The sequence below is a fragment of the Ectopseudomonas khazarica genome (assembly GCF_017915135.1).
Taxonomy (GTDB): domain Bacteria; phylum Pseudomonadota; class Gammaproteobacteria; order Pseudomonadales; family Pseudomonadaceae; genus Aquipseudomonas; species Aquipseudomonas khazarica.
Genome location: NZ_CP068551.1, coordinates 840,093 through 853,503 on the forward strand (window position 1 = coordinate 840,093; position 13,411 = coordinate 853,503).

Here is a 13,411-nt window from a genome sequence, read left to right on the forward strand (position 1 = left end):
GAGCAGCGCCATGGCCTCACAAGACATCATTGCCCGCTCCGCCACCACCACGCCGATGCCCTCCGTGCGCGAGCTCGGCGAGGTGGCCAAGCTCATCGACGTCTCCAAGTGCATCGGCTGCAAGGCCTGCCAGGTGGCGTGCTCGGAGTGGAACGACCTGCGTGACGAGGTCGGTCACAACCACGGCACCTACGACAACCCGGCCGACCTCACGGGCAGTTCCTGGACGCTGATGCGCTTCACCGAACACGAGGAGGAAAGCGGCAAGCTGGAGTGGCTGATCCGCAAGGACGGCTGCATGCACTGCGCCGAGCCGGGCTGCCTGGCGGCCTGCCCGAGCCCGGGGGCGATCATCCAGTACGCCAACGGCATCGTCGACTTCAACCAGGACAAATGCATCGGCTGCGGCTACTGCATCACCGGTTGCCCGTTCAACATCCCGCGCATCTCGCAGAAGGACCACAAGGCCTACAAGTGCAGCCTGTGCTCCGATCGCGTGTCCGTCGGCATGGAGCCGGCCTGCGTGAAGACCTGTCCGACCGGCGCCATCGTCTTCGGCAGCAAGGAGGCGATGAAGGAGCACGCCGACGGGCGCATCGCCGACCTCAAGTCGCGCGGCTACGACAATGCCGGTCTCTATGACCCGGCCGGCGTCGGCGGCACCCACGTGATGTACGTGCTGCACCACGCCGACAAACCGTCGTTGTACGCCGGGCTGCCGGACGACCCGGCCATCAGCCCGACGGTGGCGCTGTGGAAGGGCGTGGCCAAGCCGCTCGGCCTGCTGGCCATGGGCGCCACGGCGCTGCTCGGCTTCTTCCACTACATCCGCGTCGGACGCAACCGCGTGGAGGAAGACGAGCCCGTGACCGGCGATCCTGCGGTGCATCAGGTCGACCCGGCCGTGCATACCTATGATCCGAACCAGCGGCCGTAGGAGACCAGCATGAAACACGATATCCAACGCTACACGGCCGGCGAACGCAGCAACCACTGGGTGGTGGCGATCCTCTTCATCCTCGCCGGCCTGTCCGGCCTGGCGCTGTTCCACCCGGCGCTGTTCTGGCTCAGCAACCTGTTCGGTGGCGGCGTGTGGACGCGCATCCTGCACCCCTTCCTCGGCCTCGGCATGTTCCTGTTCTTCCTCTGGCTGGTGATGCGCTTCGCCGGGCACAACCGCCTCGAAGCCGGCGACCGCCAATGGCTGGCACAGTGGCGCGACGTGGTCGCCAACCGTGAGGAAAACCTGCCGCCGGTGGGGCGCTACAACGCCGGGCAGAAGCTGCTGTTCTGGGTGCTGCTGCTGTGCATGCTGGTGCTGCTGGCGACGGGCATCGTCATGTGGCGCCAGTACTTCAGCCACCTGTTCGGCATCGACCTGATCCGCCTCGCTTCGCTGCTGCATGCGGCGGCGGCCTGGGGGCTGATCATCTGCATCATCGTGCACGTCTACGCCGGCATCTGGGTCAAGGGCTCCATCGGCGCGATGGTCAGCGGCTGGGTCAGCAAGGGCTGGGCCCGCAAGCACCACGCCGCCTGGTACGAGGAAGTGAGCAAGGACAGCCACAAGAACCACTGAGCGCGTTGCTGGATGAGCGTTCCATCGCGGCTGAAGCCGCTCCTACGGGATATGGCCTCATGTAGGAGCGGCTTCAGCCGCGATAAAAGCGCACCGCTAAAGCGCCTCCCACACCCATCGCCGCACACCACCCCGTAGCCCGGATGCAATCCGGGACCGCCCCCGGCCAAGCACCACGGTGCGCTTCTGTAGAAGCGGCTTCAGCCGCGACAAAAGCTCGCCGCTAAAGCGCCTCCCACACCATCGCCGCACACCACCCCGTAGCCCGGATGCAATCCGGGGCCGCACCCGGCCACACACCACCGTAAGCCTCTGTAGGAGCGGCTTCAGCCGCGATAAAAGCGCGCCGCTAAAGCCCCTCCCACGCCTATCGCCGCACACCACCCCGTAGCCCGGATGCAATCCGGGGCCGCACCCGGCCAAGCACCACCGTACATCTCCGTAGGAGCGGCTTCAGCCGCGATAAAAGCTCGCCGCTAAAGCGCCTCCCACACCATCGCCGCACATCACCCCGCTGGCCGGATGCAATCCGGGGCCGCACCCGGCCAAGCACCACCGTAAACCTCCGTAGGAGCGGCTTCAGTCGCGATAAAAGCTCGCCGCTAAAGCGCCTCCCACACCATCGCCGCACACCACCCCGTAGCCCGCAATCCGGGGCCGCACCCGACCAAGCGCCAACGTACGTCTCTGTGGGAGGGGCTTCAGCCGCGACAGCCCTGTAACAGAAACCACACAGCTGACCCCCCACCAACCTGCCCATCCCCACCGGCAAACCCCATCAGCCTGGTCTAGGCTGATCACAGCCATTTCCACGGGAGCAGTCCCTAAGGAGTCCTGCGTGTCAGGCCAGATTCTCGAGCCGGGGCAGATCGAAGCTGCGGCCAATATTCCGCCCTTTCTCCACTTGCCCGAGCCCGACCTGTTCCGCCGCCGTGCCCAACGCCTGCGCCACCTCGCCGTGGATCACCCCTTGGCCGCCTATCTGCTGCTGATGGCCGAGCTGTGCGAGGCCCAGCAGCGCGTGCTGGACGCGCCGCCTGCATTGCCGGGCCCCTCGGCCGACACCCTGAGTCGTTGCCTGGAACACCAGATGCCGCCGCTGGGCTTCGACACGCTGGTACGTGGCGATGCCTGGCTGCCGGCGCTGGATGCGCTGCTGAGCAGCTTCCAGGGCACCGGCAACCCTTCCGTCAGTGCTGCCCTGGCAGCCCTGCGTGAAGCCGACAGCGGTCAGCGCAAGGTCTGGGCCATCGCTTTGCTAGGCGGCCAGTTCGACCTGCTGCCTGCCGCCCTGGCGCCCTTTCTCGGTGCCGCGTTGCAGGTCGCGTTCAGTCACTGGCTGCTGGCGCTGCCGAGCGAACGTCTGATCGAGTCCGGCAGCCAGACGCAGTGCCCGGCCTGCGGCGCGCCGCCGGTGGCCGGCATGCTGCGCCATCGCGGCAAGTATGCCGGCCTGCGCTACCTGAGCTGTTCGCTGTGCGCCTGCGAATGGCACTACGTGCGGGTCAAGTGCAGCCATTGCGAGTCGTCCAAACACCTTGGCTACCTGTCCTTGCAGCGCGAAGGCGTGACTGCCGAGCGGGCGGCGATTCGCGCCGAGGTCTGCCCGGCGTGCCAGGGCTATCTCAAGCAGTGCTACCTGGAGTTCGACGATCAGGCCGATGCCGTCGCCGATGACCTGGCCAGCCTCGATCTGGACATGCGCCTGAGCGACGACGGGCATCTGCGCCGCGCGCCGAATCTGCTGCTGGCCCCCGGCAATACCGATTGACGGAGCGTGACGATGAACGCTGCCCGCCTGCCTTCCATCGACCGCCTGTTGCGCTGCGACAGCGTGGCGCCGCTGCAACGACGCTATGGCCGCGATGCCCTGCTGGCCACCCTGCGTGACCTGCTCGACGAGCTGCGCGAACCCGCGCGCAGTGGCCAGCTCGCAGCCGTCGAACTGAGCGAGGCCGTGCTCGCCGGCCGCGCCGGTGAGCGGCTGGCGGCGCGCCATGCCAGCCGCGTGCGCCGCGTATTCAACCTCACCGGCACCGTGCTGCACACCAACCTCGGCCGGGCGCTGTTGCCCGAGGAAGCCATCGACGCCATCACCCAGGCCGCGCGCTATCCGCTCAACCTCGAGTTCGATTTGGCCAGCGGCAAGCGCGGTGACCGCGACGACCTGATCATTGGCCTGATTCGCGAGCTGACGGGCGCCGAGGCCGTCACTGTGGTCAACAACAATGCCGCCGCCGTGCTGCTGGCACTGAACAGCCTGGGGGCGCGCAAGGAAGGCATCATTTCCCGTGGCGAGCTGATCGAGATCGGCGGTGCTTTCCGCATCCCCGACATCATGGCGCGCGCCGGGGTCAAGCTGGTCGAAGTCGGCACCACCAACCGCACCCACGCCAAGGACTACGAGGCCGCCATCGGCCTGCGCTCGGGCCTGCTCATGCGCGTGCACACCAGCAACTACAGCGTGCAGGGCTTCACCGCCAGCGTCGCCACCCGTGACCTGGCCGCCATCGCCCATGCCCACGGCTTGCCGCTGCTGGAAGACCTCGGTAGCGGCAGCCTGATCGACCTCACTCGCTGGGGCCTGCCCAAGGAACCGACCGTGCAGGAAGCACTGCGCGATGGCGCCGATATCGTCACCTTCAGCGGCGACAAGCTGCTCGGCGGCCCGCAGGCCGGGATCATCCTCGGCAGCCGGGAGCTGATCGGGCGGATCAAGAAAAACCCGCTCAAGCGCGCCCTGCGCGTGGACAAGCTGACCCTGGCTGCGCTGGAGGCGGTGCTCGGCCTGTACCGTGATCCGGACCGCCTGGGTGAGCGCCTGACCAGCCTGCGCCTGCTCAGCCGGGCGCAGGTGGACATTCGCGCCCAGGCCGAGCGCGTCGCCCCGGCACTGGCTGGCAGTCTCGGCGGGCCCTGGCAGGTTACCGTGGTCGACGCCCTGGGCATGATCGGTAGCGGCGCCCAGCCCGTGGCGCGTCTGCCCAGCGCGGCCCTGTGCATTCGTCCGCAGACCTCCAAGCGCCTGCGCGGTCGTGCGCTGCGCGAACTGGAAGGGCTGCTGCGCGAGTTACCGATCCCGGTGATCGGCCGGGTCGACGACGACGCTCTGTGGCTCGACCTGCGCCAGCTCGACGATGAGGCCGCCTTCGTCGCGCAACTTTCCAGGTTGCGCGAGGCACTGCCGTGATCGTCGGCACCGCCGGCCACATCGACCACGGCAAGACCGCGTTGCTGCAGGCGCTCACCGGCCAGCGGGGCGACCGCCGTCCGGCGGAGCGCGCCCGTGGTATCACCATCGACCTGGGCTACCTCTATGCCGACCTGGGCGACGGCCAGCTCACCGGTTTCATCGACGTGCCCGGGCATGAACGCTTCGTCCACAACATGCTCGCCGGCGCCTGTGGCATCGACCTGCTGTTGCTGGTGGTGGCCGCTGACGACGGCGTGATGCCGCAGACCCGCGAGCACCTGGCCATCGCCGAGCTGCTGGGCATTCGCCAGGCGCTGGTGGTGCTGAGCAAGGTCGACCGGGTGGATGCCGCACGCGTGCAACAGGTGAGCGAGCAGGTGCGCGACTTGCTCGCCCCCGGCCCGCTGGCTGGCGCCGAGCTGCTGGCGGTGGACAGCCTCAGTGGGCAAGGCATCGACACCCTGCGCCAGCACCTGCTGGCATTCGCGGCCGCGCAGGCGGCGCGCAGCGCGCAGGGCTATTTCCGTCTGCCCATCGACCGCGCTTTCAGTGTCGACGGTGCCGGTGTGGTGGTCACCGGCACGGCCTTCGCTGGGCAGGTGGCGCTGGCCGACGAGTTGCTGCTCAGCCCCTCCGGGCGTCGCGTGCGTGTACGCGGCCTGCATGCACAGAACCGCCAGGCCGAACGTGCCGTCGCCGGCCAGCGGGTAGCGCTGAACCTGGCCGGTGAGCGCCTGACGGTTGAGCAACTGCACCGGGGTGACTGGTTGCTGGCACCGGAGCTGCTGGCGCCGAGCACCCGCCTGGACATCGAGCTGCGGCTGCTCGCCTCGGAAACACGTGCGCTGGCGCACTGGACGCCGGTGCATGTGCACCTGGCAGCGCAGGACGTCAGCGGGCGTGTCGCCCTGCTCGATACGGACAGCCTCGCGCCCGGCCAGTCCTGCCTGGCCCAACTGGTGCTCAATGCCCCGGCGCATGCCGTACACGGCGATCGCGTGGTGCTGCGTGACCAGTCCGCGCAGCGCACCCTGGGCGGGGGGCAGGTCCTCGACCCTTTCGCTCCGGCCCGTGGGCGTCGCTCATCGCCGAGGCTTGTACAGCTGCAGGCGCTGCGCAGCGCTTCTCTGGAGGAAGCACTACCGGCATTGCTGCAGTCTGCCGGCAATGGCCTTGATCCCGCGCTGCTGGAGCGCCAGTTCAACCGCCAGCGTGACAGCTGGACGTTGCCCTCTGGTCTCTGCGAGCTGGTTACTCGCCAGGGCACGCGACTGTTCGATGCGACTCAGCTGCAGGCGTTGCGCGAGGCACTGGTCGAAGGCCTGCGACGCTTTCATGCTGAGTCGCCGGACGAGCTCGGCCCGGACCGCGACCGCTTGCGCCGTTATGCCCTGAGCGAACTGGAGCGCCCGGTATTCATCGCCCTGCTGGACGAGGCGTTGGCCGAGGGGCGTATAAGCAGCAGCGGGCCATGGCTGCACCTGCCGGATCACCGCGTGCAACTGGCTGCGGAGGACGAAGCGCTGCGCGAACGACTCTGGCCGCTGCTGCTCGCCGGCGGCTTCGACCCGCCCTGGGTCCGCGACCTGGCTGGCGCGGTGCAGCAGGATGAAGCCAGCGTACGCCTGCTGCTGCGCAAACTGGCGCGCCTGGGCCTGCTGCATCAGGTGGTCAAGGATCTGTTCTACCCCGAGCCAACGCTGCACAGCCTGGCACTTCATGCCCTGACGCTGGAGCAGCAGCATGGCGGCCTGCGCGTGATCGACTGGCGCGACCGCATAGCCGTTGGCCGGAAGCGCAGCATCCAGCTGCTGGAGTACTTCGACCGCATCGGCTTCACCCGCCGCCTGGCCACCGAGCGCCGCATTCGCGGCGACTCGGCATTGGCTGTTCAACTGATGGGAGTCAAGGAAGAGGAGGGCTGCTTACCCAGTGACATCCATTGACGCAAGACGGTAGCCATCGGCTACCCTGCGCAAGAACAAGGACGGCTGCCATGCACCACGCAGCCAACGAACGAGGAAGGCAATCACGCCAGGTGGTGTGGTCGGGCTTCAACCCTCTGGTTCGCTCTCGCATTGCTCTGCAAAGCCCGGCTTTTCTAGTCTCGGCTTCTATCCATGGGCACATTGTCCCTCTATCCCTTGCAGTGTTTTCGACACTTTTTCGACAGCTAGGCTAGACAGCCTTTATCTGAACGCAGTAGCGTTTGGCCATTATGCAGGATGGTGGCAGTTGGATTTACGTCAGGAAGGCATTATGGATCTGAGCGCAATAATCAGTGGATGTTTTGGGGTGGTTCCAAATCTTTTAGCCCTTCCCAAGGAAAGGCGAGAGCTTAGAGATAATGCTTTACGCGGCATTCTTGTGGCCCTGGATGAGACATTTCTGTATTACCGAGATATTGAGCGAGGTAGTCAGAGAGACTTAGATAGAGAAGCATTGCTTGTCCGATACTGGTCTGCAGCAGCAATTCCAATGAGTCGTGTCGACCCTGGTTTAGCGCGTCGGTGTGATCAAAAAGCAGAGTACTGGCTTAATCCAAAACGGTATGAATCAGATGAAGTAATTGAATTGGGTATTGAGTTGGAGTCTGTTCGTAGCGCATACAGGAATTTACTTGCCCCGAAGGGGCTTGCTCGGCGGAGAAATACTGTCGCCCGCCGAGAGCCAAGGTTTTAGGTATTTCTGAGTGTTTGTTTTGATTGCTCTCTGTTGATTATGTGAGCGCTGTATTTTGGGCTGGCTCTTGGCTTTGTGATTTTATTTTGATTTGAGTGGGAATAATTGCTATGGAATTGGTGAATTTCTCAGTAACGAATTATCGAAGTATTACAAAGGCTCACAAGGTTCCTGTTTCTGATACTACTGTTTTAATTGGTCGTAATAATGAAGGTAAGTCAAATTTATTGCGAGCGCTTGATGTCGCGATGACTTCTCTTCAGCAACATGCTATATCCCATAGGATGGGGGGGAGAGCTGCTAGAAGCTTTTCACGGCGGGATGAGAAGATATTTTATTGGCTGCGCGATTTCCCTATTAGCCTTCAGGGACGGAAGTCCGGAACACAGACAATTATAAGGCTTGAGTTTTTGTTGGATGCTGATGAGGTTGTTGAGTTTAAGGAAAGTATTAATTCGAGCTTAAATGGTACGCTTCCAATTCTTGTTAAGATTGGTAAGGATAGCGCTCCGATTATTGTGGTTTCAAAAAGTGGCAAGGGCTCTAAATCGCTGAACTTAAAGTCTGGGCAGATAGCTAGCTTTATCGCCAATAAGATAGTATTTAATTATATTCCGGCTGTTCGCACTGATCAGGAAGCTATTGATGTCGTGGCCAGAATGCTCTCTCAGAGACTCAGGGTGCTTGAAGAGGATGAAGAGTATTTGAAGGCTCTTCAAACAATTAGGGAGTTGCAGCAGCCGATATTAAATTCCCTATGTGCACGGATTAAGGAGCCGTTGGAGCAATTTTTGCCCGGAATAAGGTCGGTTAGCATAGACATACCCGAGGATACTAGGCGCAGTTCTCTTCGTCGGGACTTCGATATTGTCGTTGATGACGGAACTCCAACAAGTCTTGCATTTAAAGGTGATGGAGTGAAAAGCCTAGCGGCTCTTGGTCTGCTTAAAGATCGAGCGAAATCTGGGGGTGCCTCGATTATTGCTATTGAGGAGCCAGAGTCACACTTGCATCCTGCAGCAATTCATCAATTGTACGGCGTTATTAAAGCCTTGGGTGAGGAGAATCAGGTCATCCTTTCAACGCATAATCCATTGTTTGTTGATAGGCATGATGTCAAAACTAATATTATTATCGATAAGGGTTTGGCGACGCCTGCTAAGAGTATTAAGCAAATTCGCGACCTTCTTGGTATAAAAGCTTCTGACAATCTTACTAATGCTAGCTACGTCCTTGTTGTTGAGGGGGAGGATGATGTGATTTCTCTCAAAGCGTTGCTTAAATTTTTAAGTCCGAAGCTGAAGCACATGATCGAAGATCATATGCTCATTGTTGAATCTATAGGAGGAGCTGGTAATCTCTCATATAAGCTGAGTCTTCTAAAGAACTCGCTCTGTGTTTACCAGACGTTTTTAGATAATGATGAGGCAGGTAGGAAGGCTTATGGTGACTCCGAATCTGATGGTCTTATTGATTTAAGGTCTAATACTTTCGTTAATTGTAATGGTTCTCCTAATTCGGAATTTGAAGATTGTTTGGATTTGTCTTCTTATAAGCAAAAAATTATGGATGAGTACAGGGTTGATTTGGGGTGTGCTCAATTTAGAGGTAATGGCAAGTGGAGCGATAGGGCTCGTGCGGCATTTCTTTCACAAGGCAAGCCGTGGGATGATAAAGTTGAGTCGAGAGTTAAGTTTACGGTTGCTAATTGCGTGAAGAATAAGCCTGAAATCGCGTTGAATCCGCATAAGCGTAATTCCATTGATGCTTTAGTGGTCAGCCTAGAGTCGATGCTTTCCAGTTAGAATTCTTTTTCTTTATAAAGGATTATAAAGAAAAAGGGGGCATATTTATTTTTCGTTCTGCCGAGAACGATAAACGAGGAAAAGGGGACAGAGGAAAAGGGACAGATTTATTTATGGTGCAGCTCCACTGATCTAAAAATAAATCTGTCCCCTTTTTTCCCAAGGAAGCCATGGTGCTCGGACCGACCAGGGGTTTTCGACACTTATTCGACACTTATTCGACACTGACGCCGAAAGCGAAAAAGAAGAACGCTAGAACCCGCGTCGTTCGGGGCTTCCAGCGGGGAAAATGGCGGAAGGCAGTGAGAGTCGAACTCACCCAGGAACGGATGCCGTCCCCCACCGGGTTTGAAGCCCGGCCACGCCACCGGGCGTGATTGCCTTCCTTATTGATTCACAAGGCTTTTTCTTGCCCTGCTGGATCAGCGTTCGCGGAAGTGTCGAAAGTCCCGACTGGGCCCGAACGACAACACATCCTGCATGTGTCCGGGTGCCAAGTGAGCGTAGCGCATCGTCATGCTCAACGAAGAGTGCCCAAGAATCTTCTGAAGAGAAAGGATGCTGCCACCGTTGGCCATGAAGTGAGAGGCGAAGGTGTGTAGCAGTACGTGGGCTTTCTGTCCGGCCGGTAGTCGTAGCCCAGCCTTGTCGACCGCTTCATCGAAGGCGTTGCGGCAGTTGGTGAGTGGTGCTGGCTGGAGTGATAGGCATGGTCGTCACCCTTGGTGCGCTCACACTGGGCGGCCAGGCCTTCATGCAGAACACAGTCACGACCCTGGCCACGAACAATCGGCAACCGAAGCCCAAGCCGGTTGCCAAGATCACCCGATCAGAGCCAACGCCCAGGAACGACTGAGACAAGATCGTGTAAGAGCAGGCAAGGCGAGACGCAATGTCTCGACAGCGAGCTGAGCAACCCACCAGCTCAGACAGCCCAGCCACCAAACAAACCGTATTCAACGATCAGAACTACACCCCGAAGGGCGCGATAAACCTTGTCGACGCGAGAGAGTGGGGCACCGCCGAGCCATACGAGCAAACCCGAAAGCGCCAGGAAGAACAGACGATCATGGTGATCGGAGAGCAGAACAGGCCAGAGGATTGGATCTGCTCATACGTCGGGAAGGATGGAAGCCTAAGGCGGCGTGACTGTAAATCGCGGTATCAGTTGAATAATAGGAACTGACGCGGAGCTAGGGAAAGAGTCATCAAATATCGAGCGGATTTATTGTGCTCGCCAGTCAGAAGTAAATTAGTCCCCTTTCCTTTCTGACGTTTGGTTAAGGGGCGGGCTTTAGCCCGTCCTAGCGAGCACAGCGAGTGATTTGAACCAATTGTTAGGATTTTTGAAAGTCACTCTTATTTCCGGTTGTGGTTTTTTCGAACAAATGGTGCCTTAATATTTCAATGCAATGATTAATAAAATCTTGTCTTTGCTCAGGGTTGTCATTGTATATATTTTTAAAAGCATTTTTCATGGTTTTCGCAAATCTTTTCCTGCTAATAATTCTTGATGAGATAAATCTGAAGCCGGCAGGAATTTGTTGGGCGACTGTTAATGTGTAAAATTTAGATCGTGTTTCTGATGCCTCCAGAGGAAGGCTTAAGTGATATTTTCTGTTGTCTATAGAAAGGTCAGAAAATATTATGATTCTTCGCTCGTTATTTGTTTCTGGACACGGAACCATTAGCGTTCCGAACTGGGTTGAATAGCTCACGATTTCCCGAAAGGAAACTCCATGCTTTATTATGTTTTGGCCATTCTTTGCGGGGTCATATTGGCAAGGCTCGGAATTTGAAAAGACTGTCTCCTTGAGCTTAAGTGAGTCTTGGGAGTCGGGAAATAACGCCTTTAAAGCATAGATCTTTATGTCAAGCTCGTCGGCTATATCTAGCCCTTTCTTCCCAGTTAATATTTCCCTAAGAATTCCTTCCCGATCTTGGGGTAGATTTAGAATTTTCAGCTTCAGGCTTAGCTCGGTTTCGGGCATGCTTTTAAAAATATGCTCTATTTCTGACGAGATTCTGTATTCGATCAAATCAGTGCTCTCCTTGCGATTTTCGTGTGCTACGCGCTTTGCCTAACGTCTGAATTAAGCCGCCCCGCGAAGCGGCGTCGGCTTGAATGAGTTGTTAGGCGCGCTTCTTCCTTGTCTCCCGGATTTGGCCAAGAAGGCGGCGCCATGAAAGCCCATTTGCGCAGCACTTGGCACGAAAATCGGCGAGCCTATAAATCCTTGCATTGCTGAATCCCCCTAGCCTAGTGCGATGTACGTCCCAAGAAGACACTACAAGCGCGCGATCGAAATCTGCCCCAAGGGCTCTTATCCTCCCAGCCGTCCTGCGATGACGAAGCCTGGCACTAATCAAAAGTAATGCGCCGAGCATGTCTTTGATGTTATTGAAGTCAAGATTAAGAGGAAGACAGACGGCACCCGCATACTGGACAAAAACTAAGCCGTTTTTACGCAGGCACTCTTCGTTGTTGAACTGCAATCTGATGTAAAGCGCATCCTTCTGGGGTAGGTGGTTCCGAGAGTTCCAGAAGGTGTGTAGAGACCCAATTTGCGAATCATCAATCAGTAGCCCCCCCTTCTCCGGTTAGGGAGTCGATGATTGGCTTGGTAATGTTGTCGATGTCTCCGACTTTGTCGGTCTCTTGCCTTTGTGTGCCATGCAAATACCAGAGTAGCTCAAGGTTGACTGGGCCTGCACATATCCACTCAAAGCTTCTCAACTGCTCCTGAATTGCAGCGCAGAGTTCGTCGCGGGCCGTTTTCTGGGATTGAATGCTGACAATTCGATCGAACTCAAGCCGCAGTTCTAGCTCCGAGTTCGCCAACTCTTCAAGTTTGTAGAGGCTGGTTGGATCGCAGTTCCTTGTATGTAAGGTGAGTTTGACCATTGAGCTTATGCGCCTAACGTTTGGTGACGGGGCGGGCTTTAGCCCGTCCCAGTGAGCGAACGGTTTTAACCATATTTTAGGCGTTGAATATTTGCTGATATAGCCTGTCGTCGAATGTTTTAACTAGCTCAGGCTCTGCACTTTCGAGTAATTCGCGCAACATATTTGTTATGGCGTCATTACGTTCATTGCATTCGTCAATACGTTCAATCTGCTCTCTGGGTATAAGTGTTGCCTTTGTTGCGTCACACAAGATCGCCCAATTGCTATTGTGAAACCAGACAGCGGCAAAAATGGCCTCGCCTCGCTCAGCGTGCTGTCTCGCGTTAACATTGCTACCAACTTCTTGCAGCAGTTGCTGTAAGGAATTTTTGCTGCCATGTAATGCGGACTGTAACCCTAAGAATTTGAATTTATCGGCCAATCTCCGATGAGTTCTCCATCCACATCGTACATGACTAGCTCCAAACTCCATTCGCTCAGTTGGACGATCTTGAACAGTGCTCCAGCTTAAATCGGTCATTCCAGGTTCTCCGAATTTTGCCTTCTACGCCTAACTATAAATTAGGCGACATTGCTGTCGCATAACATCCCCAGTAATGTCTGATAATCAACCATAAGTCGGCACAAGCCTTTGATTTATCGCGTATCAAAGGTGAGAAACACGACACGCTCAGGTTGGAAAAGCGACACCGATGACCTAAAGCACAGGGGCGTGATGGCCAGAAGCTAGCTATAGCCGCCGAACCTGTCTAGCTGGCGTGTCGAAAAAGTGTCGAAATCAACGGGCGACACAAGGCCGCAGTGGGCAGGAGGGAAGGGGCGAAAGCCCCGATTTTTCTAGCGTTGGGCTGGGAAGGGCAGTAGCGGGCAGTGGTTCAAACGGGTTCGACTCTCACTGCCTTCCGCCACTTTCAAGGCGCAGGTTCACCCCCTCGTTGCTCGCTACAGGAGCCTGATGATCCTGCGAGGGGGCGGTACCTGGTAGCGGATGATTGCCAGCTCAGGCGCGTTTCTCGCCTACGTAGGAGACCTCGTCGCGCAGCATGCGAAGGTCTACGGCATCCTGATTGAGGCGGTGGACGAGGCGGAGCATCTGCTGGCGCAGTACCTCGTCCCGAGTGTTCTCTGCGGCGCGCATCAGCGCGAATGCCGCGTCTTCATTGTTGCTTGCTATGGAGTCTAGCGACTTGCGTACGTTGCGGATCAAGGTGAAACCCTCGGTTTAGACGCGTGCAAGGTAGGCA

Annotated in this window: 12 protein-coding genes, 1 tRNA gene and 1 pseudogene; 8 read left to right on the top strand and 6 right to left on the bottom strand. The window is 58.1% G+C overall.

Annotated elements, in window-relative coordinates; genetic code table 11:
• Window positions 1–10 precede the first annotated feature (10 nt).
• The 7 genes from fdxH (at window position 11) to JLK41_RS03810 (ending at window position 9,259) form a co-directional block, all read left to right on the top strand.
• The gene (fdxH, locus tag JLK41_RS03780) at window positions 11–937 is read left to right on the top strand and encodes a formate dehydrogenase subunit beta (RefSeq protein WP_210390398.1); all 927 of its coding nucleotides are present in this window, start codon (window positions 11–13) and stop codon (window positions 935–937) included.
• Window positions 938–946: 9 nt separating this feature from the next.
• Window positions 947–1,579, top strand: coding sequence for a formate dehydrogenase subunit gamma (locus tag JLK41_RS03785; RefSeq protein ID WP_150607986.1), 633 nt, complete (start codon window positions 947–949; stop codon window positions 1,577–1,579).
• Window positions 1,580–2,417: 838 nt separating this feature from the next.
• Window positions 2,418–3,350 (top strand): formate dehydrogenase accessory protein FdhE, encoded by a 933-nt coding sequence (gene fdhE, locus JLK41_RS03790; protein ID WP_210390399.1) that lies wholly within the window; start codon window positions 2,418–2,420, stop codon window positions 3,348–3,350.
• Between the two features lie 12 nt (window positions 3,351–3,362).
• A complete protein-coding gene (selA, locus tag JLK41_RS03795) occupies window positions 3,363–4,769 on the top strand; it encodes an L-seryl-tRNA(Sec) selenium transferase (RefSeq protein ID WP_210390400.1) in 1,407 nt (468 codons plus the stop codon).
• Window positions 4,766–6,718: a selenocysteine-specific translation elongation factor gene (gene selB, locus JLK41_RS03800; RefSeq protein ID WP_210390401.1), complete on the top strand. Its 1,953-nt coding sequence runs from the start codon at window positions 4,766–4,768 to the stop codon at window positions 6,716–6,718. The genes selA and selB overlap by 4 nt, the downstream gene beginning before the upstream one ends.
• A gap of 289 nt (window positions 6,719–7,007) precedes the next feature.
• On the top strand, window positions 7,008–7,454 hold the full coding sequence (locus JLK41_RS03805; protein WP_210390402.1) for a hypothetical protein: 447 nt from the start codon (window positions 7,008–7,010) through the stop codon (window positions 7,452–7,454).
• Window positions 7,455–7,564: 110 nt separating this feature from the next.
• Window positions 7,565–9,259, top strand: a complete 1,695-nt coding sequence (locus JLK41_RS03810; protein WP_210390403.1) for an ATP-dependent nuclease — start codon at window positions 7,565–7,567, stop codon at window positions 9,257–9,259.
• A 290-nt stretch (window positions 9,260–9,549) separates the two neighbouring features.
• Here JLK41_RS03810 and JLK41_RS03815 read toward each other — a convergent pair.
• Together JLK41_RS03815 and JLK41_RS03820 are read right to left on the bottom strand one after the other, a co-directional pair.
• Window positions 9,550–9,645: transfer RNA gene (locus JLK41_RS03815), tRNA-Sec, on the bottom strand.
• A gap of 36 nt (window positions 9,646–9,681) precedes the next feature.
• Window positions 9,682–9,942, bottom strand: a pseudogene (locus tag JLK41_RS03820) (tyrosine-type recombinase/integrase); the annotation flags it as partial.
• A 26-nt stretch (window positions 9,943–9,968) separates the two neighbouring features.
• Between JLK41_RS03820 and JLK41_RS03825 the strand changes: the two are divergent.
• The gene (locus tag JLK41_RS03825) at window positions 9,969–10,115 is read left to right on the top strand and encodes a hypothetical protein (protein WP_210390404.1); all 147 of its coding nucleotides are present in this window, start codon (window positions 9,969–9,971) and stop codon (window positions 10,113–10,115) included.
• A 481-nt stretch (window positions 10,116–10,596) separates the two neighbouring features.
• On the opposite strand, the gene JLK41_RS03830 is transcribed toward JLK41_RS03825, so the two are convergent.
• From JLK41_RS03830 to JLK41_RS03845, 4 genes are all read right to left on the bottom strand, one after another.
• A complete protein-coding gene (locus tag JLK41_RS03830) occupies window positions 10,597–11,298 on the bottom strand; it encodes a BrnT family toxin (RefSeq protein ID WP_210390405.1) in 702 nt (233 codons plus the stop codon).
• Between the two features lie 536 nt (window positions 11,299–11,834).
• Window positions 11,835–12,164: a RusA family crossover junction endodeoxyribonuclease gene (locus tag JLK41_RS03835; protein WP_210390406.1), complete on the bottom strand. Its 330-nt coding sequence runs from the start codon at window positions 12,162–12,164 to the stop codon at window positions 11,835–11,837.
• Window positions 12,165–12,240: 76 nt separating this feature from the next.
• On the bottom strand, window positions 12,241–12,687 hold the full coding sequence (locus JLK41_RS03840; protein ID WP_210390407.1) for a hypothetical protein: 447 nt from the start codon (window positions 12,685–12,687) through the stop codon (window positions 12,241–12,243).
• 480 nt (window positions 12,688–13,167) lie between these two features.
• The gene (locus JLK41_RS03845) at window positions 13,168–13,374 is read right to left on the bottom strand and encodes a hypothetical protein (protein ID WP_080757014.1); all 207 of its coding nucleotides are present in this window, start codon (window positions 13,372–13,374) and stop codon (window positions 13,168–13,170) included.
• Between the last annotated feature and the right edge of the window lie 37 nt (window positions 13,375–13,411).